Below are 22,234 nucleotides of genomic sequence, written 5' to 3' on the forward strand. Positions count from 1 at the left end.
AACCTTCAGGAGAGCCTTTCGTGACTCACAGCAACCGCATGCTTCTCGGCGTAAACATCGACCACGTGGCGACCCTGCGCCAAGCCCGGGGCACGCGTTACCCTGATCCGGTCAAGGCTGCTCTGGACGCCGAGGAAGCGGGCGCCGATGGCATCACCGTGCACCTGCGCGAGGACCGTCGGCACATCCAGGAACGCGACGTGGTGCTGCTCAAGGACGTGCTGCAGACGCGCATGAACTTCGAAATGGGCGTCACCGAAGAGATGATGGCCTTCGCTGAGAAAATTCGCCCGGCGCACATCTGCCTGGTGCCTGAAACCCGTCAGGAACTGACTACCGAAGGTGGTCTGGACGTGGCCGGGCAGGAGGCACGGATCAAGGCAGCAGTGGAGCGCCTTGCCCGCACCGGTGCCGAAGTGTCGTTGTTCATCGATGCTGACGAGCGCCAGATCGAGGCCTCACGGCGGGTAGGTGCGCCGGCCATCGAGCTGCATACCGGGCGTTATGCCGACGCCGAAACCCCGACCGAAGTGGCCGAGGAGTTGCAGCGTATTGTTGATGGCGTGGCGTTTGGCGTGGGGCAGGGGCTGATCGTCAATGCTGGCCACGGGCTGCATTACCACAACGTCGAGGCGGTGGCGGCGATCAAAGGTATCAATGAACTGAACATTGGCCATGCCTTGGTGGCGCATGCCTTGTTTGTAGGCTTCAAGGCCGCAGTGGCCGAGATGAAGGCACTGATCGTGGCGGCTTCGCGCTGATAGGTTGGTTGCCTGTTCTGGCCCTTTCGCGGGTAAACCCGCTCCCACAGGGATTGTATGAGCCTCAAGGCCTGTGAAGTCCCTGTGGGAGCGGGTTTACCCGCGAAAAGGCCGGTACAGGCAATCGATTACTCGGCAGGAAACACCAGAGTGAAGCGGGTAGGCCCAAGGGGTCTGCTGTTCACTTCGACCCGCCCGCCATGCAGCTGCATGATCGACTTCACGATTGCCAACCCCAACCCGGTTCCACCCTCCAGCCGCGAACGCCCCGGGCCCACCCGGTAAAACCGCTCGAACAAGCGCGACTGGTGTTCTGTAGCAATGCCAGGCCCCTGGTTCTCTACCGAAAGCCATACTTCGCTGCCCGAGCGTTCGATGCGCAATTCGACGCGCTCACCCTCAGGGCTGTGGCGGATGGCATTGCTCAACAGGTTCGACAACGCCCGCTGAAACATCAGCCGATCCCCCAGCGCCGTTCCCCAACCCTGCACACGCAGCTCAACTGCTTTCCCCTCGGCACTGAAGGCAAACAGCTCGACAACCCGCACTGCCTCGTCAGCCAGGGCCAAGGGTTTCAATGCAACCTGCGTTTGCGGCTGGCTCACCTGGGCGAGAAACAGCATGTCATTGATGATGCGGTTGAGTCGGGTCAGTTCCTCGATACTGTCTTCCAGCACTTCCCGGTAGTTGGCGTTGTCCCGCTCACGGGCAAGGGTCACCTGCGCCTTACCCATCAGGTTGCTCAACGGGGTGCGCAGCTCATGGGCCAGATCGTCGGAAAACTGCGACAACTGGCTCACGCCCTGATCGAGGCGGTCGAGCATCACGTTGATGCTGCTGGCCAGCTCCGCCAGTTCTTGCGGCAGGCCGGTAGCCGGCAGGCGATGCTGCAGGTCCTGGGCCGACACTTGCCCGGCAATGCGCCGGAAGCGCCGCAGCGGTTTCAGGCCGCGCTGCATCAGCCACCAGGCACCCGCGCCAATCAATACCAGCAGCAGTGGCAAAGCGAGCAAGGTCGAATGCAGGTAGGCCTGCAACAGGGCGTTGTCGTCGGCGCGGTTGAGCGACATCATTACCTTGACCGGTGTGTTGTCGCGCAGGCGCATCAGCCGGGTCACGGTAAGGATCTGGTTGCCGCTGCTGTCGCGCCATGCGTGAAAGGCCAGGCGGGCCCCGGTGTGCAACTCGCTTACCCGCGACTCCAGGGCCGGCCCGAGGCTGAGCAGGTGCGGGTGGCGGCCTTCCAGGGCCATTACGCTGAGGCTGAGGTTGTCATGCCCCATGACCAGGTCGAGCAGTGGATGCGCGCGACTGCCCAGGTCCTCGCTGCGCAGGTCGACGCGCAAATTGTGCTCGACCTGCAGCATCTTGCGCGCCAGGTCCTTGCGTGCGCGGCTGTCCAGTTCGTGGTCCAGAGCAAACACCGCCAGGCAGGCCAGCAGCAGCACCAGTGCGGCGCCCATCAGTGTCACGCTCAGGCCCAGGCGCAGCGACAGGCTGGCGTTTTTCAAACCCGGGCCTCAAGGACATAGCCTACGCCGCGCAGGGTATGGATCAGCTTGTTGTCGAACGGGTCGTCGATCTTCGCCCGCAGGCGGCGGATCGAAACCTCGACCACGTTGGTGTCGCAGTCGAAATTCATATCCCATACCAACGAGATGATCTGGGTGCGCGAAAGCACTTCGCCAGTCTGGCGCATCAGCAGGTGCAGCAGGGCGAACTCCTTGGCGGTCAGGTCGATGCGCTGCCCGGCGCGGTAGGCGCGGTGGCGACCAGGGTCCAGCTCCAGGTCGGCGACGCGCAGGGTGCTGGGCTGCAGTTGCTGGTCGTTACGCCGCAGCAGGCTGCGGATGCGCGCCAGAAGTTCAGGGAATTCGAAGGGCTTGAGCAGGTAGTCGTCTGCGCCCAGGTCCAGGCCTTTGACCCGGTCGGCCAGGCGACCGTGGGCGGTCAGCATCATGATGCGCGTGGCCGATTCGGCGCGCAGCCGCTGCAGCACGGTCCAGCCATCGATTTCAGGCAGGTTGACGTCGAGGATGACCAGGTCGTAGGGCTGTTGGCGGGCCAGGTGCAGGCCATCGGTGCCGGTGTGTGCGCAGTCGACCACGTAGCCGTTTTCGCGCAGGCCCTGTTGCAGGTAATCGGCGGTACGCAGTTCGTCCTCGATGATCAGTAGGCGCATGGGGGAGCTCGGTGTAAGGAAAGGGGGCGATTCTCGACCCTGTAGTGACATCAGGGTCAAGGGGCAGGATGTTACGGCATGCCTATGGCGCTGCGGCGCAGATAACGGATTTGTAATCCTGCTGTTATCTGGCTGCATGCCAGGGCCCTTTCGCGGGTAAACCCGCGCCCACAGATACGGCACAGCGTTGAGATCTGTGCGCATCCTGTAGGAGCAGCCTTGTGCTGCGAAGAGGCCCCGACAGGCAACACAAGGCCACATTGCAGGACTGTAATCCGCGGCTCACCTTGCTGTTAGCCGCCCCTCGCTAGGATGGCCGCATCTGATCGGTTATCACGAGGCAAACACGATGAACCTGACCAAATACCTGCTGCTGGCCACACTGGCCCTGGGCAGTGCCAGTGCCTATGCCGAGGGCGGTGCGGAGCGCTCGAAGCAGTTCTGGCAAGCGTTCCGCGAAGACCAGCAGCGCCTGCACGGTGACAAGCAACAGGCCGTCGCCGAACGCCAGCGCAAGGCGCAAGAGAAGGCCCGTGAGGTGGCCAAGGACTGAGGTAACAACACCTGCGCCGCGACAGCTCCTCGTCGCAGGTGTATTCAGGCGCCCAACCGGGCGCCTTTTTTATTTGCGCGCCAGCAGGGTGGCGCGGCGTGGGGCAGGCAGGCCTTCGATGGTCTTGCTGTGGTCGTTCGGGTCGAGGAAGTCGCCCAGCGACTGGTAGCGCATCCACTCGGTGCTGCGCTGCTCCTCGACGCTGGTCACGCTCACGTCGACGCAACGCACATCGCTGAAGCCGGCACGGCGCAACCAGCGCGCCAGGGCAGGTACCGACGGCAGGTACCAGACGTTGCGCATCTGCGCATAGCGGTCCTCAGGCACCAGCACCTGGTTTTCGTCGCCCTCGATCACCAGGGTTTCCAGAACCAGCTCGCCTCCTTTGACCAGGCAGTCCTTGAGCGCCAGCAGGTGCTCGATGGGCGAGCGGCGGTGATAGAACACGCCCATGGAAAACACGGTGTCGAAGCCTTCCAGGTTGGCAGGCAGTTCTTCCAGGGCGAAGGGCAGGTGCCAGGCTGGCAGCTCCGGCAAGTATTGCTGCACGGCCTGGAACTGGCAGAAGAACAGCCAGTTGGGGTCGACGCCAATCACCATGTCGGCGCCGGCGCCGAGCATGCGCCACTGGTAGTAGCCATTGCCGCAGCCGACATCGAGCACGCGTTTGCCCTTGAGGTCCAGGTGCGGGCCTACTCGCGACCATTTCCAGTCCGAATGCCATTCGGTGTCTACATGCACGCCAAACAGATCGAACGGCCCTTTTCGCCATGGCGACAGGCCCATGAGGGCCTGGCGCATTTGCGCGCGGGTTGCATCGTCGCAATCGCAGTCCAGGCGCAGCCCGTTGACCAGGTCGATTTCGCTGGGTTGCAGGGCAGGCAGGGCATCGAGCGCACCGCGCCAGCGGTCAAGGTCGCCGTGGCCTTTCTCCAGCTTGGCTTGCAGTTGCGCTTGCAGGCCTTGCGACCAGGAAGCCAGGGGCGTGCCCGCCAGGCGGCGGACGAGGGGGGACAGATCGATCATGGCAGGGCTATCAACGAGGCGAAGTTAAGGCATTGGAACCAGGGCACCACTTTGCTGAAGCCGGCGGCGCGCAGGCGCTGCTGGTGGGCTTCGAGCGTATCGGGCCGCATCACGTTTTCGATGGCGCTGCGCTTCTGGGCGATTTCCAGTTCGCTGTAGCCATTGGCCCGCTTGAAGTCCAGGTGCAGTTCATTGAGCAGGTCCTGCTCTTGCTCATCGGCAAAGCGCAGTTTTTCTGAAAGGATCAGCGCACCACCCGGCAGCAGTGCCTGGCGGATGCGCCCGAGCAGTTCCAGGCGTTGGTCGGGGGCGATGAATTGCAGGGTGAAGTTCATCGCCACGACCGAGGCAGGCTCGAAGGGCAGGGCAAGGATATCGGCTTCCAGCACTTGCACCGGCAGCAGCTCCTGGAACATCGAGTCCTGGGCGGTGAGGTACTGGCGGCAGCGCTCGACCATGGCGGCGGAATTGTCCACCGCGATCACCCGGCAGCCGTCGCTGCGCACATGGCGACGCAGCGACTGGGTGACAGCACCCAACGATGCGCCCAGGTCGTACAGTGCGGTGCCTGGCTGGGCGAAACGCGCCGCCAGTACGCCGAGGTTTTCGACGATGGTTGGGTAGCCGGGCACCGAGCGCTTGATCATGTCCGGGAACACGCGCACCACGTCTTCGTTGAAGACAAAGTCGGGCACCTGCTCCAGAGGTTGCGAGAAAAGGCGGTCGGGTTGTTTGCTCACGGCGAATCCAGGCGGCTGGTGATAGGCAGGGGGCGCATTCTAGCCAAACCGAAGCCTGGATGCATGGTCGGCTGACCAGCGCTGTGCGTTCAATTGACCCGGATGGCGCAATCGAAGGTCTGCACCGGGCGTACTTCCGGGGCCCAAGGTTGCTGGTAGACCAGCACCAGATGGCCTTCGCCAGCGGCGCGGGCCTGGAAGCGCCAGGTCGAAATGCCCGAGCTGCCGACGATACCGGCGTCTTCCGGTGCGCTGTAAACCTCGGGGCCAAGGCTTTGCAGCACATTGGATGCCGGATTCTGTACCAGCCAGCGGTAGCCGGTAGTCGGGTTGCTGGGCAGGGTGAGGGTCAGCATCTGGCCGACCTGCAGGCGCGTTGGGCATTCACTTTCGGCGTCCAGTTCTGCGGGCTGCGTAGGGTGTTGCGCGCAGGCAGAAAGCAGGGCGAAGCTCAGGGGAACGAGCAGACGAGGGGCGGTCATGTTGGCTCCGGGGGCTGACGATGGCCTGAGGATACCCGATGATCGATGAGTTTTGTGTTGCCAGTGCTGGCCACTTCGCGGCTTAGGCCGCGAAGTGGCCGCTGCAGGCTAGAACAGCACTTTGGCCACGTCGGCAAAGCGCTTGGCAAAATGCACTGTCAGGCCTTCGCGCAGGTAGTCCGGCAGTTCTTCGAAGTCGCCACGGTTAGGCTCGGGCAGAATCAGTTCGAATATCTTCTGCCGGCGCGCCGCAATCACCTTCTCGCGCACCCCGCCAATCGGCAGCACCTGGCCGGTGAGCGTCAGTTCGCCCGTCATGGCCACGCCTTTCTTTGGTGCCTGGTCGCGGGCAAGCGACAACAGGGCGCTTGCCATGGTGACGCCGGCACTCGGGCCATCCTTGGGCGTGGCGCCTTCAGGCACGTGCAAGTGGATGAACGCTTCGTTGAAGAAGCCAGGGTCACCGCCAAACTGCTTGAGGTTGGAGCTGACGTAGCTGTAGGCAATTTCGGCCGACTCCTTCATCACGTCACCCAGCTTGCCGGTCAACTTGAAGCCGCGGTTGAGCGTGTGGATGCGGGTCGCCTCGATCGGCAGCGTGGCGCCGCCCATGCTGGTCCAGGCCAGGCCGGTGATTACACCTTTGCCAGCCAGTACCTGCTCACTGCGGAACACGGGTATGCCCAGTGCGGCTTCCAGGTCCTTGGGGCCGATCTTCAGCTTGGCCTCGGGGTCTTCCAGTAGCTTGACCACGGCCTTGCGCACCAGTTTGCCCAGTTGCTTCTCCAGCTGGCGCACGCCGGCCTCGCGGGCATAGCCCTCGATCACCAGGCGCAGGGCGCTGTCGCTGATGCTCAGGCTGCTCCTGGACACGCCAGCTTTTTCCAGTTGCTTGGGCCACAGGTGGCGCTTGGCGATGGCCAGTTTTTCCTCGGTGATGTAGCCGGACAGGCGGATCACTTCCATGCGGTCGAGCAGCGGCCCGGGGATCGAGTCGAGGGTGTTGGCGGTGCACACGAACAGCACCTTGGACAGGTCCAGGCGCAGGTCGAGGTAGTGGTCGAGGAAGTCGACGTTCTGCTCCGGGTCGAGGGTTTCCAGCAATGCTGAAGCCGGGTCGCCCTGGTAGCTCTGGCCCATCTTGTCGATCTCGTCGAGCATGATGACCGGGTTCATCACTTCGACCTCTTTAAGGGCCTGTACCAGCTTGCCGGGCTGCGCGCCGATGTAGGTGCGGCGGTGGCCTTTGATTTCGGCCTCGTCACGCATGCCGCCAACGCTGAAGCGATAGAACGGCCGGCCAAGGGACTCTGCAATGGATTTGCCGATGCTGGTCTTGCCCACCCCGGGCGGGCCCACCAGCAGCACGATCGAGCCGCTGATTTCGCCTTTCCAGGCGCCCACGGCGAGGAATTCGATAATGCGTTCCTTGATGTCATCGAGGCCGGCATGATGCTGGTCGAGGACTTTGCGGGCATGCTTGAGGTCGAGCTTGTCCTTGCCGTACACGCCCCACGGCAGGGCGGTGGCCCATTCGAGGTAGTTGCGGGTGACGGCGTACTCGGGCGAACCGGTTTCGAGAATGGCCAGCTTGCCCATCTCTTCATCAAGGCGCTTGCGCGCCTGGGGCGGCAGGGTCTTGCCTTCCAGGCGCTGTTCGAACTGTTCGAGGTCGGCGCTGCGGTCGTCCTTGGTCAGGCCCAGCTCCTGCTGAATGACCTTGAGTTGCTCCTTGAGGAAGAACTCACGCTGGTGTTCGCCAATCTGCCGGTTCACCTCGGCCGAGATCTCGTTCTGCAAGCGCGCGACTTCCACCTCTTTGCGCAGCATCGGCAGGACCTTTTCCATGCGCTTGAGCATGGGCACGCAGTCGAGCACTTCCTGCAACTGGTTGCCGGTGGCCGAGGTCAGCGCGGCGGCGAAGTCGGTGAGCGGTGACGGGTCGTTGGGGCTGAAGCGGTTCAGGTAGTTCTTCAGCTCTTCGCTGTACAGCGGGTTGAGCGGCAGCAGTTCCTTGATCGCGTTGATCAGGGCCATGCCGTAGGCCTTGACCTCGTCGGTCGGCTCGGCGGGCTGGCGCGGGTATTCGACTTCGACCAAGTAGGGCGGGCGGTGGTGCTTGAGCCAGTTGCGGATGCGTACGCGGGTCAGGCCCTGGGCGACGAATTGCAGCTTGCCGTTTTCACGGCTGGCATGGTGCACCTTGACCAGCGTGCCGTACTGGGGCAGGGCCGAGGTGTCGAAATGGCGGTGGTCTTCCGGCGGGGTGTCCATGAAGAACAGCGCCAGGCAGTGGTCCGGAGACTTGGCGACCAGGTCGAGGGTTTCGGCCCAAGGTTCTTCATTGACGATGACCGGCAGTACCTGGGCCGGGAAGAACGGTCGGTTGTGGATCGGGATCACGTAGACTTTGTCCGGCAGGTTCTGGCCGGGCAGGGCGAGGGCATGGCCGGGTTCGGCCGGGGTGGTGTGCTCGACTTCGCTGTCTTCGTCGGGGTGTTCCGGGAAATCCTGCTGGTTGCTCATGGGGCACCTGCGTGAATGGCTATGGTGCTTAGATGGGGCGCAGGGGAATCGGTTTCAATGGTAGATGAAGGCAGCAGCCCAGGGGTTTCATCTTTGCTTGCCTTCCCCGGCCTCATCGCCGGCAAGCCAGCTCCCACAGGTAACTCACTATTTTCAAGGGCTGTGGAATATCTGTGGGAGCTGGCTTGCCGGCGATGAGGCCGGTACAGGGGAATGAGCCCCGCAAGCAGGGCTCGATACTTAAGTCAGTAACTTACTCAGCCAATTTGTAAGCGATGATGTAATCGCCCATCTTGGTGCCCAGCGAGCCATGGCCGCCAGCAGTCACCAGCACATACTGCTTGCCATCCTTGCCGGTGTAGGTCATCGGCGTGGCCTGGCCACCCGCTGGCAAGCGAGCACTCCACAGTTCCTTGCCGTTGTTCACGTCATAGGCGCGCAGGTACTGGTCCAGGGTGCCGCTGAGGAAGCCGACGCCACCGGCGGTCACGATCGAACCGCCCATGCTCGGCACGCCAACCGGCAGGCCGATCGGTACCGGGGTGCTGTCGCGGGTGGTGCCGTTCTTGTGTTTCCACACCACCTTGTTGGTGAACAGGTCGATGGCGGCGACATAGCCCCAGGCCGGGGCCTGGCACGGTACACCCAGAGGCGACATGAATGGGTGCATGGTGACCGCGTACGGTGCACCGGTATTGGGCTGCACGCCGCTGGTCTCGCTTTCGCGCTTGCTGCCTTCGGCTACCTGCTCGCGCGGGACCATCTTCGACACGAAGGCCATGTAGTTGGGCGAGGTGAACAGCAGTTGGCGCACGGGGTCGATGGACACGCTGCCCCAGTTGAATACACCCACGTTACCCGGGTAGATCAGCGAACCTTGCTCGGATGGCGGGGTGTACTGGCCTTCGTAGCGCAGTTCGCGGAACTGGATGCGGCACAGCATCTGGTCGAACGGCGTAGCGCCCCACATGGCCTGTTCGGTCAGCTCAGGGCCGAGCAGGTTGAGGTCGGAGCGGGCCTGGGTCGGCGAGGTGTGGTCGCCCTTCACTGCGCCTTGCGGGGTGGGGATTTCGCGGATCGGCACGATCGGCGTACCGTCGCGGCGGTCGAGCACGTACAGGCTGCCTTGCTTGGTTGGCACGATGACCGCAGGCTTCACGCCATCGTCAGTCTTCAGGTGGACCAGGGTCGGCTGGCTGCCCACGTCCATGTCCCACAGGTCGTGGTGGGTAAACTGGTAGTTCCAGCGGACCTTGCCGGTGGCCAGGTCAAGGGCGACCACGCCGGCACTGTACTTCTCGGCACCGGGGGTGCGGTCGGCGCCCCACTGGTCAGGGGTCTGGTTGCCCAACGGCAGGTAGATCATGCCCAGGTCTTCGTCGACGCTGGCAATCGACCACATGTTGGCTGAGTTGCGGCTGTACATCTTGCCGGCGGCCAATGGCTTGGTGTCGTCCGGGTTGTTGCTGTCCCAGTTCCACACCAGGTGGCCGTCGTGCACGTCGTAGGCGCGGATCACGCCCGACGGCTCGTTGGTCGACTCGTTGTCGGTGACGTGGCCACCAATGATCACCAGGTCACGGGTGATAGCGGCGGGCGAGGTGGAGTAGTAGCCGCCGGCAGTGAACGGGCCGATGCCGGTGGTGAGGTCAATCACGCCCTGGTTGGCGAAGCCTTCGCACACCTTGCCGTTGTCGGCGTTGATGGCGATCAGGCGAGCATCTGCGGTAGGCAGGTACAGGCGGCGCGGGCAGGCCTGGGCCACGGCCTGGCCAGCGTCGGTAATTTTCGGTGCCGGGCTGCCGTCGCGGCTGACGTAGCGGTTTTCGTCATAGTACGAAACGCCGCGACAGGTCATGTGGGCAAAGCCCTTGAAGGTGCCGGTCGGGCTTTTGACCTGAGGGTCGTAGCGCCAGATTTCCGCGCCGGTGTCCGGGTCCAGGGCCAGCAGGCGGCTGTGTGCGGTACAGGCGTAGAGCATGCCGTTGACCTTCAGCGGGGTGTTCTGGTTGGTCAGCTCCACCGGGTCGTTTTCGGTCGGCAGGTCACCCGTTTGAATGCGCCAGGCTTCTTCCAGGCGATAGGCATTCTGCGGGGTGATCTGGCGCAGCGGCGAATAGCGGTCGCCATGCTCGGTGCGGCCGTAGGCCTGCCACTCGCCATCGGGCATGGCCGGGGCGGCGCTGGCCATTTCGCTGCTTTCGCGGCCCAGCTCGCCGAACACTTCGCCGGGGTGGGTGAACTGGCTGCCCAGGGCACATGCGCCCGAAGCAACCACGGCAACGCCCAGCAGTGCAGTGTTGGCCTTGCTGGCCGGGCCGATCAACGGGCGACGTGCCCACGGCAGCAGCAGCACCACGCCGATGGCAAACCAGATGGCCAGGCGTGGCACCAGTTGCCACCAGTCCAGGCCCACTTCAAGCAGGGCCCATACGGTGCTGCCGAGCAGCACGAGGCCGTACAGGCCTAGGCCAATGCGGCGCTGGGCCAGCAGCAGGATGCCCGAAAGGGCAAAGCCGATACCGGCGATCAGGTAGTACAGCGATCCGCCCAGCTGGCTCAGCTTGATACCACCGGCCAGCAGGGCCAGGCCCATCAGCAACAGCAGCGCGCCGATCAGGCGAGGTAGCCAGCGGCTTCCTTGGTTGGCACCTTCAGTGCTCATCGTAGGTTCTCCGTCAGGTCAAAAAGGGGGTTAGAAACTGCTCTGGATCTTCAAGCCGCCGACCAGCGCGCCATCGACCTGCGACACCCCGCCCGGGTGGCGGATGTACTGCAGGTTGGGGCGTACCGTGAGCCAGTCGGCCAAATGGATGCCGTAGTACAGCTCGGCGCTGTACTCGGTGTCCTGCACGGGCAGGAAACCGGGGTTGTCGTAGTCGTGGAGGCCGGCGGCCTGGTTGGCCAGGCGGGCGTTCTTGCGGTAGGCAGGGTTGACGTGCACGCGTGCCAGGGCGAAACCGATGTCGTCCTTGGCGCGGGCGTCGAAAGGCCCTTTGTATACCAGTCCTGCCTGCACATAGTTGTCGATGGCATTGGTCTTCTTGTCATGCACTGTGGCGTTGGCGAACAGGCTCAGGCCACGCGACTGGTCGGAGGCCAGCGAGGTTACCTGCTGCTGGGCGCCGAGCCACATGCCGTGCTTGCTCGAACTGCTGCGGTAGGCGGCGCCGCTGAGGGCGGCCGGCTGGCCGTTGCTGTCCTTGAGAACATCCTGTGCCTTGGCATTACTGTAGTAGTAGCCGGCGCGATATTCCCCTTTAAGGCCTTGGATACGTGGGGTCCATACCAGTTCGACCGGTATTACCGCGCCCTGGGTGCCGCTGCCGCTGAGCTTGAAGCCGTTACCGGATTCGAGGTTGGAGGGGTTCTGCTCGAACACGCCGACCTGGGTGTAGAGCGTGTCGCTGAGGTTGTAGCGCACGCGCAGGGCCCACTGGCTGACCGGCCAGTTGTACCAGATGCCACCCACCCAGTTGCCCACCTGCGAGCCGCAGAAGGCCAGGTTCTGGAAGTCGCAAGGGAAGCTGTTGAAGTCCTCGCCTTCGCCGAAGCGGCCGAATTTCACGTCCAGCGCACCATCAAAGTATTTCTGCTTGATCCACATCTGCGTCAGCCGCCAGGTTTCGCCACGGCCCCAGACTTCCTGGGCCGAGGTGAACCCGCCGACGCGGGGGTCGTTGATGCGGTCGTTGCTGATGTTGTCGCCGTGGCGCTCGGTGATGGTCAGCTGGAATTCGGCGTCCTGCCAGCCGAGGATCTTGTCCAGGTCCAGGTGGCTGCCAAAGGTGAACTGGTCGCTGTAGCGCGCGGTACGGTCGTGGTCGTAGCCACCGTGCAGGTTGCTGCCCATCTCCCCGGTGTAGCCGAGGGTGAAGTCGTAGCCTTTTTCCAGCAATTCGCTGCGCGTGCCGCCCCAGTCGCCGAGCATCCATGGGGCGTCGCTGGCGAACATTTCGCTGGCGCTGACGGGCATCGCCAAGGCACTGAGGGTAAGGCCGATGTAACAGGTTTTGGGCAGTTGGAGCATGAGATAGCGCTATCTTTTGATTATTGAAAAAACGGCAAGCGCACCGAAGGGCATGCCCTTCAATGGATATGGCGACAAGATGGTTTCAGTGAAGCGATTCAGCTTCAGGCGGGGAGGATATAGCGGAAGTTGTAAGAAAAAAAGACAAATTGTCGCAGTTGATTGTTGTTCAGTGGGTAACAATGGCCTGGAGGGGCTGCTTAGCAGCCAATCGCCGGCAAGCCAGCTCCCACAGGAGTTACGCTTGCCTGAGGACGGTGCAATACCTGTGGGAGCTAGCTTGCCGGCGATTGGGGCGCAAAGCGCCCCCGCGATTTCAGAAGGTGGTACGCAACCCCACTTCCACACTGCGCCCCGGTGCCGGTGCGATATCGCGCAGAATCGAGCTGGCATAACGCACGGTCTGGTCGGTGAGGTTTTCGCCGCGCACAAATGCCAGCCACTGGCTCTGGCCAATGTCGAAGCGGTAACCAACGCTAGCCCCCAGCGTGGTGTAGCCATCGGTGCTGGTTTCGTTGGCCGGCTTGCGGTGCTGCGATGCCGCATGTTGCACATCTACCCGCGCCTGCCAGCGGTCCAGTTCCCACACCAGGCCGCTGTTCAAGCGCAGCGGGGCGATGCGTGGCAAAGGTTCGCCACTGTCGAGGTTCTTGGCCCGGGTGTAGTCACCGGACAGTTCCAGCGCGAAGCTGCCGTAACGGTTCTCGACCAGCTGCCAGCGGTCCTGGGCCTCGATGCCGTAAAAGCGCGCCCGCACGCCCTGGTACTGGTATTCCGGGAAACCGTCATGGTCATGATCGTGGTCGTGGTCATCCTCGCCATGGTCGTGGTCATGCCCGCCCTCGCGCAGGTTGCCGGTGCCGATCAGCCCGATGTAGTTGCGGAAGTGGCTGTAGAACACCCCGACACTGCCTTTGTGGGTGCCATTGTCGAAGCGCAGCGCCAGGTCGGCGGAAATAGCCTTTTCCTTGTTCAGGCTGGCGTCACCGACTTCAAAGGCGCCGGTGGCCACATGCGCGCCATTGGCATACAGCTCGTAGAAGGTCGGGGCACGCTCGGTGTAGCCGAGGTTGGCGGCCAGCGACCAGATCGGGTCGAGCTGGTACACCGCACCGGAGGACAGGCTGAAGGCGTTGAAGCTGCTGGCGCTGTCGGCATCGACGAAGTTTTCGTTGCCTTTGGCGTCCGGGTCTACCCGGGTGTGTTCCAGGCGTGCGCCCAGGCTCAGGTTCAGCCGCTCTGTGGCCTGCCATTGCTCCAGCATGAACAGCGCCAGGCTGTCGGTATTGGTGTGTGGGACAAAGGCTTCCTCGCCCAGGGCAGAGAATTCGTTGCGGCTGACCTGGGCACCGATCACCCCCTCTAGCGGGCCGAGCGGCTGGTGGCGGGCTTCGATACGTGCTTCGTAGCCCTTGTTCTTGAAGGTGGTGTGCACCTCGCCTTCTTCGATCTCGCTGTGTTCGTAATCTGTATAGCCAGCATCGACCTTGACCGAGCTGAACGGGCCGTCCAGGTCGCGCAGCTCGGAGGCAAAGGCGTAGTGGTCCTGTTTCATGTCCAGGCGCACACCGGGTTCGGCCACCGAGCCGTAATTGCTGTCGTAGCCGCTGTACGAGAGGCCGGCGTACCCGTGATCCCAGTGATAGGCACCACCGACTGCACCGCCGTCCTGACGGCCGTCGCTGTTTTCCAGGCGGTGTTTGCTGCCGGGCTCATCGGCGTCACGTACCTTGGCGCTGCGGGCGTAGCCGGGGATGCGCAGGTCGTTGAACTGGCGGCTGTTGGCATCGAGGTGCAGGGCGAAGGCACCGTTGCCCGCCTCCAGCTTGCCGGCGCTGCTGCGCGTGGTGTCGGCGCCACCGTAGCGCAGTTCGCCGGCACCGTGGATGCCTTCGATCGGTGCATCCGGAATGCGGTTGTCGAAGGTGTTGACCACGCCACCGATGGCGTTGCCGCCGTAGAGCAGGGCGGCCGGGCCACGGACGATCTCGACGCGGTCGACGGTGACCGGGTCCAGCGGCACGGCGTGGTCATAGGACAGCGATGAGGCGTCCAGGGCGCCGACGCCATTGCGCAGGATGCGAATGCGGTCGCCGTCCAGGCCTCGGATCACCGGGCGGCTGGCCCCAGGGCCGAACCAGGTAGAGGCGACACCCGGCTGTTTGTTCAGGGTTTCACCGAGGCTGCCGTGCTGTTGATGCAGCAGGTTGTCGCCTTCGAGCACGGTGGTGGGGGCGGCCAGCTGGCGGTTGCCCAGCGGATTGGCAGTAATCACCTGAGGTTCGAGTTCCACGGCCTGGCTGGGCGATGCAGCCAGCCAGAGCGCGACGGCAAGGGGGGAGAGGCGAAGCGGTGTGTACAACATGGGGTTGGGGCGTTCCTTGGCAGATGCTTTTGTAATGTTACAACATAACATAACTATTTCAGCATAGAGGTTTTGCCCCTGGCCAGCATTTTTTCTGGCGCCTCGACTGATCCCACCCATCGCTACACTCGTGTAATGTGCGCATCTTTCCCACGGAGCACAGCATGAGCACGGCCCAACACAACGCGCTGCACGGCAAGACCCTTGAACAGATCCTCACCGAGCTGGTGGCGCACTACCAATGGCAGGGCCTGGCCGAGCGCATCGATGTGCGTTGCTTCAAGAGCAACCCCAGCATCAAGTCGAGCCTGGCCTTTTTGCGCAAGACGCCGTGGGCGCGGGAAAAGGTCGAGCAGCTGTACGTGAAGCTGCAGCGCCAGGCCTGATATGCCGCCGCGCCCCTGGCTGACCGGCATCGCCGTACTGGGCTGGTTCGGCCTGACTGTGCAGGTTTACCTGGTGCTGCTGGCACGCTGGCAGGAACAGGCCAGCCTGATTGGCGGCCTGATCAATGTGTTCGGCTACTTCACCGTGCTGACCAATACCTTGGTGGCGACGGTACTCAGCTATGCGGCGTTCGGTCGCGAAGGCCGAGCCAGGCGTTTTTTCCTGTCGCCGTCGGTGAGTACGGCAGTGGCCGCCAGCATCGTGCTGGTGGCGCTGGCCTACAGCGTGTTGCTGCGCCACTTGTGGCAACCGCAGGGTTGGCAGTGGCTGGCGGACGAGTTGCTACACGACGTGATGCCTTTGCTGTATGCCTTGTACTGGTGGTGCGAGGTGCCCAAGGGCAGCCTGCGGCTATGGCACTTGGCGGTGTGGGCGATGTACCCGGCGGTGTATTTCGCCTATGCGCTGTGGCGGGGGAGCGACATTGGGGTGTATGCCTACCCGTTCATCGATGTGGCGAGCCTGGGGTATGGGCAGGTGATGCTCAATGCGCTGGGGGTGCTGGCGGGGTTCTGGGGGATTGGGTTGGTGCTGCTTGGGCTGGATAAGTGGCGTGGGTTGAACAGATCTGCTTAGCCTGCACTGGCCCTATCGCCGGCAAGCCAGCTCCTACAGGTACCCCACAGCCTTCAAGGGCTGTGCAATAACTGTAGGAGCTGGCTTGCCGGCGATAGGGCCAGTGCATGTAACCAAGATCACTCGTCGTCCGCAGTCCCGTCAGCACGCCAGTAGGCCGCAGCCTTCAGCGCATCCTCAGGCACGCCTTTCTCCAGCAGCAGTGCCTTGGCCTGGCGGGTCAGGGCTTTTTCCAGCGCCACCCAGCCATACAACCGGCCTTGCGGCAAGGTCAGGTTCTTCACCAATGCCAGCAAATCTTCCTCCTGGCGGCGCACCCAGATGACTTCGACCTGTGCCCTGCTCGGCAACGGCTGGCGCTCCTGCTCGTCTTCGATCTGGATCACCGCCAGCACCTGGCGGCCAGCCGGCAGTTCGTCCAGCCGGCGGCCAATCGCCGGAATGGCGGTTTCGTCACCGATCAGCAGGTAGCTGTCGAACATATCCGGCACCACCATCGATGCCCGTGGCCCGGCGATGTCCAGGGTTTGCCCCGGTGTGGCCTGGGCGGCCCAGGTGGAGGCCGGGCCGTCACCGTGCAGCACGAAGTCGATGTCCAGTTCATTGGCCGCCAGGTCGATGCGCCGCGGCGTGTACTCGCGCATGGTGGGCCGTGCGCCACCGTCCCGGCCCATATTACGGGCCTCGATAGCCTGCTGTTGCTCCGGTGTTTCGCCGAACAGCAGCTTGATATGGTCGTCACTGCCAACGCTGGTGAAACCTTGCAGTTCGGCACCGCCGAGGGTGATGCGGCGCATGCGTGGGGTCAGCTCGGTGACCCGCAGTACCTGCAGACGGCGTTGGCGGATCTCGTGGTTGACGCGGTGGATGGTGTCACTCATGGGAAGTCTCCCAGACAGGTTCGGCCGGCCCGGAGGCGATGGCCTTGGCGGTATGGTTGAGCAAGTCGCGGACCCGTTGGATTTCTTCCGGTGTCCAGCGACCGCTGTGCATGTGCAGTGCGTGGCGCAGGTTGCCGACCGCTTCATGGATCTCTGGGGGGCGGTCGTGGCCGCGCAGGGCGCGTTTGCTGACTTCGATGCGCATGCGCACGCCGTCCAGGGCGACAGCCTGCTCGGCCAGGGCGCTGCGCCCGGCATCGGTGATGGCATAGAGGCGTTTGCTGCCCTGCACCTGGCCGCTGATCAGCTCGGCCTCTTCAAGAAAATTGAGCGTGGGGTAGATCACCCCAGGGCTTGGGCTGTAGCTGCCGTCGAACAGGTTTTCGATCTGGCGGATCAGGTCGTAGCCGTGGCCGGGCTGCTCGGCGAGCAGGTCCAGCATCAGCAGCTTGAGGTCACCGGGGGCGAACACGCGTGGGCCGCGCTCGCCGCGGCCGGGGCGCCGCTCGAAGGGATCATGGGGGGTGTGTTCGCGCATGGGGACAGGGCTCCGTCGTTTGCGATATATCGTAAGATATTACTCAAGATATATCTAAAGACAAGCCCCTTATTGCAGATGATTATCATCTAGTTATTCGATGCATTCCCCGCTGCGGGTGGTGTATGCAGCGCAACCTGCGGCGGTTTGCATTCATTAGGATTGCCCGGCTGCAGGTATGGCATGAGGATCGGAGCCATGCCCTTGAGCACCTGCACCGGCAGCGCCGAGGTGAATTTGAACGCTTCTGCCGAGCGCCCCGGCACGAAGGCAGTGAGGGTGCCGAAGTGGTTGTCGCCCAGGAAGAACACGAAGGTGGCGGTACGGTTCAGCGAGCGCGAGCCGATCAGCCGACCGCCGGCGCCGAAGCTTTCGATGCGGTTGTCACCGGTACCGGTCTTGCCCCCCATCACCAGTGGCGTGCCGTCCTGCAGCTTGAAGCTGCCGGAAATACGCCGCGCAGTGCCTGCATCGACCACCTGCGACATGGCGCCTTTGAGTGCGCGTGCCACTTCCACCGGCAGAATCCGCACGCCCCGGTCCGGGTCGGTGATCAACTTGGTCTCATAAGGTGTGTTGGCTGCAAAGTGCAGGGTGTCGATGCGTAAGGTAGGCAGGCGTATGCCGTCGTTCTGGATAATGCCGACCAGTTCGGAGAGGGCGGCAGGGCGGTCGCCGGAACTGCCGATGGCGGTGGCTAGCGAGGGCACCAGGTGGTCGAATGGATAGCCCACGCGTTTCCAGCGCTGGTGGATGTCGAGGAAGGCTTCGATCTCGACCATGGTGCGGATGCGGCTGTCGCGGGCCCCTTGATGGCGGCTCTTGAACAGCCAGCTGTACACCTCCTGGCGTTCGAAGCGGCTGGCGTTGACCATTTCGGTCAAGGTCGAGCTTGGGTTTTTCAGCAGATAGCCAAGCAGCCAAAGGTCCAGCGGGTGGACCTTGGCAATGTAGCCCTGGTCGGGCAGGTCGTATTTGCCCGGGCCATAGGCGTCATACATCTCTGACAGGCGGCCGTCAGTCAGCTTGCCCAAGGCAGCTTTGTCGCCCTTGATGTGGGCACGTACGAAGGCATTGAAGGTTTCCTGGCCTGCTTCGGGGAACAGGTAGCGGTGCACCGCCGCCAGACGCTGCGGGGTCACGCGCATGCTGTCCAGAAAGTTGTCCAGGCGCTGTTGCGAGGTTTTGCGCTGGTATTTCTTCCAGAAGCGCATCAGGTAGTTGGTGCCTTCCTTGTCGGCGAAGCGGGCCAGGTATTCCTGGCGGCGAGGGTCGGCGTCGTCCTTGAGCAGCGGCACGCGGTTGTACGGCTGCTGGTAGGTCACGTAGCGCACCAGGTCGCGCATCAGGCGGATGAACGGCAGGTTGATCGATTCCCGCAGCGCATCCTTGAGCGTCGGGTTGCGGCTGTTGTCTTCCTTGCGGAAGTTGTTGAACACGTGCATGCCGCCGCCGGTGAAAAAGGCTTCACCGGTATTGGCGGAGTATTTGCGCTCCAGCGCGGCGTCGAGCATGGCGTCCAGGCTCTGGTTCTTGCTGTTCTGCGCCAGCCATTCCAGTGACCACTGGGTGATGCGGTCGAGTTCGGCGACATCCACCTTCTTCAGCTCGGCAGCGGGCTTGCCGGCGTACTTGTCGTGCAGTTCGGCGATGATTTCCAGGTAGGTGGTCAGCACCCGCAACTTGGCGGTGGAGCCCAGTTCCAGCTTGCTGCCTTCGTTGATGTCGAAGGGCTGGTTGGTGCTGTCAGTCTGCACCCGTACCCTGGAGCCGTCGGCGGTGCGCTCAAACAGGGTGAAGCTGTAGCTGACCTGGTCGGTGGTCTTGGTGGTGAGCAGGCGCTCGCCGATCAGCCCCATCTGCGCGGCAAACTCCGGGTCGGCAAGGTTTTTCAGGTATTGGCTGACTTGCAGCTGCAGGTCGGCCTGCAGGGTACTGGTGGCCGACACATCAAGGCGGTCGAGGTCGTACAGCGGGCGGTTGAGCATGGCTGCCAGACGGTTGCGCGCCAGGCTGATGCCCTTGTTGGTAACGATCGGCACGATGGTTGGCTGCGCTACCCAGTCGCGGTAGACCGCCTTGCTGGCCAGCGCGGCTTCGGCCAACGGCTGCTCGATCACATGGTTGGCGGCAAGCACGCGGATGTGCGAATCGGTGAGTTCGGCCAACTCGACCCGGCCCTTGGACAGGTAGTGGGACGGGCGGCGCTGGGCAATCATCAGCGACAGCACCTGGCGCAGGGCAAGGCCGCGTGTAGCCATGCTTTCGGCGTCACTGGCAGTGGAATTCAGGGCCTGGTTGACCTGGTCGAAGTCGGCGCCGTACCACACCCGCAAGCCTTCGGCCATGCCGTGCACTTCGCCGTGCCCGGGCACGGCCGACAGCGGCACACTGTTGAGGTAGTCGCGCACGATGCGCTGGCGTGCTTCGGTGGTATCCGGGCCGCCCTGGTAGGCACGCACGCTGGCAGAAATCATCTGGCGAATTTTCTCGGCACCCGACACGGTCAGGCCGTCCGGCGAGTGGCGGTACTTCTCCAGCTGCGTGGCCAAGGTACTGCCGCCCGCGGACTGGCCGGGCAAGGCCAGGTACTTGGCCACCTGGCTGTAGGCGGCCTTGGCGAAGCGTGGCCAGTCCACGGCCGGGTTGTTGCGCGGGTCCTGGGTATCGAGCAGGTCGCGGTTCTCGATGAACAGCAGGCTGTTGACCATCACCGGCGGGATCGCGGCAAAGTCCGGGTACAGGTGCTGCGGGTAGTTGTACTGGTACAACGTATCGCCGCGGCAGTCGGTGATCGACAGGCCGGCCTGAATCTTCTCGATATAGGGTGCGAACAGCCCATGTTCGACGTAGTTCATCAGCGCGGGTGAGAACTTTACCTGCTCAGTGATGAGGTAGTCCCGCTTGAGCAGGCGTGGCAGGAATTCGCCCAGGGCACTGTAGCCCAGGCGCCTGTCGAACGGCCCCTCACCGGGGTAGATGATTGCATCACTAGGGCCGGGCTCCAGCGAGTAGGTCAGCGTACCGGCCAGTTTGCTGAACTCGCGCGATTGCAGCTCTGAGGTGCGGAATTCGTCATACGCCGCGAAACCGATGGCCACCAGCGCCACCAGCAGGATGAGGATGATCAGCCGCCACCATAGCCGACGCTGACGGGGGGACTTTGGTTGTGGCGTCTCGGCCGGAGGTATCTCGGGTGCTTCCGTTCTGCTTGGTTCCGATTGCCACAGTGCGCCCATAGTCTTCAATCCGGCCAGGTATTTTCGTCTTGCTTGTCTGAAGCTTAGACGTTGAGCGGGTGAGGTGAAAATTTTGTAGGAGGTGGAGAAGAGCGGTGTAGGGCTATGCGGCTTTGGTGTGGGTTTCTTGATACGGCGGTGTTGGTATGGTGCCGGGGCAGCTTTCAGGGCCGCTGCGCCCGCCAGAAAACTTGCTGATTATTCCTGTATATACAGCGAAAATCCCTGCAACGGTCTTCCTATACTGCTCGGCCCCTTCGCCCTGCCGGGCGCTCTACCCCGGCACACGGGCCGGCCCACGAGGCCAGCCTGGCAAGCCTACGTCACGCCTATCGGCATGGCCGGTGCTGCACGAAGGTCAAATCCAATAACAAAATGAGGTTGTATTGCTATGCCAGTCGGCAACCACTCTGCCCATGGCCAGGCCAATGAAGGCGGCCCGCTCAAGCGTGAACTGGGCGAACGGCACATCCGCCTGATGGCGCTGGGCGCCTGTATCGGCGTCGGTCTTTTCCTCGGTTCGGCCAAAGCCATCGAAATGGCCGGCCCTGCCATCATGCTGTCCTACATCATCGGTGGCCTGGCCATCCTGGTGATCATGCGCGCCCTTGGCGAAATGGCCGTGCATAACCCGGTCGCCGGGTCGTTCAGCCGCTACGCCCAAGACTACCTCGGCCCGCTAGCGGGCTTTCTCACTGGCTGGAACTACTGGTTCCTGTGGCTGGTGACCTGTGTCGCCGAAATTACCGCAGTGGCCATTTACATGGGCATCTGGTTCCCCGACGTCCCTCGCTGGATCTGGGCCCTGGCGGCCTTGGGCAGCATGGGCGCGGTCAACCTGGTGGCGGTGAAGGCCTTTGGTGAGTTCGAGTTCTGGTTTGCCCTGATCAAGATCGTCACCATCATCGCCATGGTCCTTGGCGGCATCGGCGTCATCGCCTTCGGCTTTGGCAATGACGGTGTGGCTGTGGGTGTCTCCAACCTGTGGAGCAACGGCGGTTTCATGCCAAATGGCGTGACCGGCGTGCTGATGTCGCTGCAAATGGTGATGTTCGCCTACCTGGGCGTGGAAATGATCGGCTTGACCGCCGGCGAAGCACGCAACCCGCAAAAGACCATCCCGCAGGCCATTGGCTCGGTGTTCTGGCGCATCTTGCTGTTCTACGTCGGCGCGTTGTTCGTGATCCTGTCGATCTACCCGTGGAACGAAATCGGCAGCCAGGGCAGCCCGTTCGTCATGACCTTCGAGCGCCTGGGCATCAAGACCGCCGCCGGCATCATCAACTTCGTGGTCATCACCGCGGCGCTGTCGTCGTGCAACGGCGGCATTTTCAGCACCGGGCGGATGCTCTACAGCCTGGCACAAAACGGCCAAGCCCCGGCGGCCTTCGCCCGCACCTCGAAAAACGGCGTACCGCGGAATGCGCTGCTGCTGTCGATTGGCGCGCTGCTGCTGGGCGTGCTGGCCAACTACCTGGTGCCGGAAAAGGTATTTGTCTGGGTAACCTCGATTGCCACCTTCGGTGCGATCTGGACCTGGGTGATGATCCTGCTGGCGCAGCTCAAGTTCCGTGCCGGCCTTTCCACCGCTGAGCGCAAGGCGCTGAAGTACCGCATGTGGCTGTGGCCGCTGAGTTCCTACCTGGCGCTGGGCTTCCTGGTGCTGGTGGTTGGCTTGATGGCGTACTTCGAGGATACCCGTGTGGCCCTGTACATTGGCCCGGCGTTCCTGGTGCTGCTGACGGTGCTGTACTACGCGTTGCGCCTGGCGCCGAAAGACGTGCAAGGTGTGGCCAGTACCGCTTCCTGATCTGAAATAGCCGGGGCCGCTTTGCGGCCCATCGCGACGCAAGGCCGCTCCTACAGGAGATCGCGTATTCCTGTAGGC

Annotated in this window: 17 protein-coding genes; 5 read left to right on the forward strand and 12 right to left on the reverse strand. The window is 63.1% G+C overall.

Features of this window, described 5'->3' with window-relative positions:
* Window positions 1–38: 38 nt before the first annotated feature.
* Complete coding sequence (pdxJ, locus tag JOY50_RS14710; RefSeq protein ID WP_217435896.1) at window positions 39–761, forward strand: pyridoxine 5'-phosphate synthase; 723 nt, start codon at window positions 39–41, stop codon at window positions 759–761.
* Window positions 762–889: 128 nt separating this feature from the next.
* Here the strand turns inward: pdxJ and JOY50_RS14715 are convergent, their stop codons facing one another.
* A complete protein-coding gene (locus JOY50_RS14715; protein WP_243055460.1) occupies window positions 890–2,272 on the reverse strand; it encodes a heavy metal sensor histidine kinase in 1,383 nt (460 codons plus the stop codon).
* Window positions 2,269–2,943 carry a heavy metal response regulator transcription factor gene (locus JOY50_RS14720; RefSeq protein WP_016488821.1) on the reverse strand — a complete coding sequence of 225 codons (675 nt, stop codon included), beginning with the start codon at window positions 2,941–2,943 and terminating at the stop codon, window positions 2,269–2,271. Before JOY50_RS14720 ends, JOY50_RS14715 begins: the two co-directional genes overlap by 4 nt.
* Before the next feature lie 349 nt (window positions 2,944–3,292).
* Here JOY50_RS14720 and JOY50_RS14725 point away from each other — a divergent pair, with 349 nt between their 5' ends.
* On the forward strand, window positions 3,293–3,496 hold the full coding sequence (locus tag JOY50_RS14725) for a hypothetical protein (RefSeq protein WP_132842202.1): 204 nt from the start codon (window positions 3,293–3,295) through the stop codon (window positions 3,494–3,496).
* Window positions 3,497–3,565: 69 nt separating this feature from the next.
* On the opposite strand, the gene cmoB is transcribed toward JOY50_RS14725, so the two are convergent.
* The 7 genes from cmoB to JOY50_RS14760 form a co-directional block, all read right to left on the reverse strand.
* Window positions 3,566–4,522: a tRNA 5-methoxyuridine(34)/uridine 5-oxyacetic acid(34) synthase CmoB gene (cmoB, locus tag JOY50_RS14730; RefSeq protein WP_132842199.1), complete on the reverse strand. Its 957-nt coding sequence runs from the start codon at window positions 4,520–4,522 to the stop codon at window positions 3,566–3,568.
* The gene (gene cmoA, locus JOY50_RS14735) at window positions 4,519–5,262 is read right to left on the reverse strand and encodes a carboxy-S-adenosyl-L-methionine synthase CmoA (protein ID WP_019471444.1); all 744 of its coding nucleotides are present in this window, start codon (window positions 5,260–5,262) and stop codon (window positions 4,519–4,521) included. Before cmoA ends, cmoB begins: the two co-directional genes overlap by 4 nt.
* A gap of 89 nt (window positions 5,263–5,351) precedes the next feature.
* Window positions 5,352–5,744 carry a protease inhibitor I42 family protein gene (locus tag JOY50_RS14740; protein ID WP_243055461.1) on the reverse strand — a complete coding sequence of 131 codons (393 nt, stop codon included), beginning with the start codon at window positions 5,742–5,744 and terminating at the stop codon, window positions 5,352–5,354.
* 108 nt (window positions 5,745–5,852) lie between these two features.
* Window positions 5,853–8,270 carry an endopeptidase La gene (lon, locus tag JOY50_RS14745; RefSeq protein WP_138737662.1) on the reverse strand — a complete coding sequence of 806 codons (2,418 nt, stop codon included), beginning with the start codon at window positions 8,268–8,270 and terminating at the stop codon, window positions 5,853–5,855.
* Window positions 8,271–8,523: 253 nt separating this feature from the next.
* Complete coding sequence (locus tag JOY50_RS14750; protein WP_132842193.1) at window positions 8,524–10,935, reverse strand: glucose/quinate/shikimate family membrane-bound PQQ-dependent dehydrogenase; 2,412 nt, start codon at window positions 10,933–10,935, stop codon at window positions 8,524–8,526.
* Window positions 10,936–10,965: 30 nt separating this feature from the next.
* Entirely contained in the window at window positions 10,966–12,300 is a 1,335-nt protein-coding gene (locus JOY50_RS14755; protein WP_132842191.1) for a carbohydrate porin, read from the reverse strand.
* A gap of 316 nt (window positions 12,301–12,616) precedes the next feature.
* Window positions 12,617–14,665: a TonB-dependent receptor gene (locus tag JOY50_RS14760; RefSeq protein WP_132842188.1), complete on the reverse strand. Its 2,049-nt coding sequence runs from the start codon at window positions 14,663–14,665 to the stop codon at window positions 12,617–12,619.
* Window positions 14,666–14,829: 164 nt separating this feature from the next.
* Here JOY50_RS14760 and JOY50_RS14765 point away from each other — a divergent pair, with 164 nt between their 5' ends.
* Both JOY50_RS14765 and JOY50_RS14770 read left to right on the forward strand, forming a co-directional pair.
* Entirely contained in the window at window positions 14,830–15,051 is a 222-nt protein-coding gene (locus JOY50_RS14765) for a VF530 family DNA-binding protein (protein ID WP_016488810.1), read from the forward strand.
* Between the two features lies 1 nt (window position 15,052).
* On the forward strand, window positions 15,053–15,688 hold the full coding sequence (locus JOY50_RS14770; protein WP_132842186.1) for a Pr6Pr family membrane protein: 636 nt from the start codon (window positions 15,053–15,055) through the stop codon (window positions 15,686–15,688).
* Window positions 15,689–15,807: 119 nt separating this feature from the next.
* On the opposite strand, the gene JOY50_RS14775 is transcribed toward JOY50_RS14770, so the two are convergent.
* From JOY50_RS14775 to JOY50_RS14785, 3 genes are all read right to left on the reverse strand, one after another.
* The gene (locus JOY50_RS14775; RefSeq protein WP_132842184.1) at window positions 15,808–16,569 is read right to left on the reverse strand and encodes a siderophore-interacting protein; all 762 of its coding nucleotides are present in this window, start codon (window positions 16,567–16,569) and stop codon (window positions 15,808–15,810) included.
* A complete protein-coding gene (locus JOY50_RS14780; protein WP_132842182.1) occupies window positions 16,562–17,107 on the reverse strand; it encodes a PadR family transcriptional regulator in 546 nt (181 codons plus the stop codon). Before JOY50_RS14780 ends, JOY50_RS14775 begins: the two co-directional genes overlap by 8 nt.
* A gap of 89 nt (window positions 17,108–17,196) precedes the next feature.
* Window positions 17,197–20,346 carry a transglycosylase domain-containing protein gene (locus tag JOY50_RS14785; protein ID WP_132842180.1) on the reverse strand — a complete coding sequence of 1,050 codons (3,150 nt, stop codon included), beginning with the start codon at window positions 20,344–20,346 and terminating at the stop codon, window positions 17,197–17,199.
* Between the two features lie 391 nt (window positions 20,347–20,737).
* Here JOY50_RS14785 and JOY50_RS14790 point away from each other — a divergent pair, with 391 nt between their 5' ends.
* Window positions 20,738–22,156 carry an amino acid permease gene (locus tag JOY50_RS14790; protein ID WP_019471233.1) on the forward strand — a complete coding sequence of 473 codons (1,419 nt, stop codon included), beginning with the start codon at window positions 20,738–20,740 and terminating at the stop codon, window positions 22,154–22,156.
* Window positions 22,157–22,234: the final 78 nt, after the last annotated feature.

Origin of the sequence: Pseudomonas sp. BP01 (assembly GCF_022760795.1) — a bacterium.
GTDB lineage: Bacteria > Pseudomonadota > Gammaproteobacteria > Pseudomonadales > Pseudomonadaceae > Aquipseudomonas > Aquipseudomonas putida_Q.

Bases quoted from the DNA above. Each gene is read 5' to 3' on its own strand.
- JOY50_RS14765 (WP_016488810.1), top strand. From the start codon at position 14,830: ATGAGCACGGCCCAACACAACGCGCTGCACGGCAAGACCCTTGAACAG.
- JOY50_RS14750 (WP_132842193.1), bottom strand. From the start codon at position 10,935: ATGAGCACTGAAGGTGCCAACCAAGGAAGCCGCTGGCTACCTCGCCTG.
- JOY50_RS14760 (WP_132842188.1), bottom strand. From the start codon at position 14,665: ATGTTGTACACACCGCTTCGCCTCTCCCCCCTTGCCGTCGCGCTCTGG.
- pdxJ (WP_217435896.1), top strand. From the start codon at position 39: ATGCTTCTCGGCGTAAACATCGACCACGTGGCGACCCTGCGCCAAGCC.
- JOY50_RS14790 (WP_019471233.1), top strand. From the start codon at position 20,738: ATGCCAGTCGGCAACCACTCTGCCCATGGCCAGGCCAATGAAGGCGGC.
- JOY50_RS14780 (WP_132842182.1), bottom strand. From the start codon at position 17,107: ATGCGCGAACACACCCCCCATGATCCCTTCGAGCGGCGCCCCGGCCGC.
- JOY50_RS14785 (WP_132842180.1), bottom strand. From the start codon at position 20,346: ATGGGCGCACTGTGGCAATCGGAACCAAGCAGAACGGAAGCACCCGAG.
- JOY50_RS14725 (WP_132842202.1), top strand. From the start codon at position 3,293: ATGAACCTGACCAAATACCTGCTGCTGGCCACACTGGCCCTGGGCAGT.
- JOY50_RS14720 (WP_016488821.1), bottom strand. From the start codon at position 2,943: ATGCGCCTACTGATCATCGAGGACGAACTGCGTACCGCCGATTACCTG.
- lon (WP_138737662.1), bottom strand. From the start codon at position 8,270: ATGAGCAACCAGCAGGATTTCCCGGAACACCCCGACGAAGACAGCGAA.
- JOY50_RS14740 (WP_243055461.1), bottom strand. From the start codon at position 5,744: ATGACCGCCCCTCGTCTGCTCGTTCCCCTGAGCTTCGCCCTGCTTTCT.
- JOY50_RS14755 (WP_132842191.1), bottom strand. From the start codon at position 12,300: ATGCTCCAACTGCCCAAAACCTGTTACATCGGCCTTACCCTCAGTGCC.
- JOY50_RS14775 (WP_132842184.1), bottom strand. From the start codon at position 16,569: ATGAGTGACACCATCCACCGCGTCAACCACGAGATCCGCCAACGCCGT.
- cmoB (WP_132842199.1), bottom strand. From the start codon at position 4,522: ATGATCGATCTGTCCCCCCTCGTCCGCCGCCTGGCGGGCACGCCCCTG.
- JOY50_RS14770 (WP_132842186.1), top strand. From the start codon at position 15,053: ATGCCGCCGCGCCCCTGGCTGACCGGCATCGCCGTACTGGGCTGGTTC.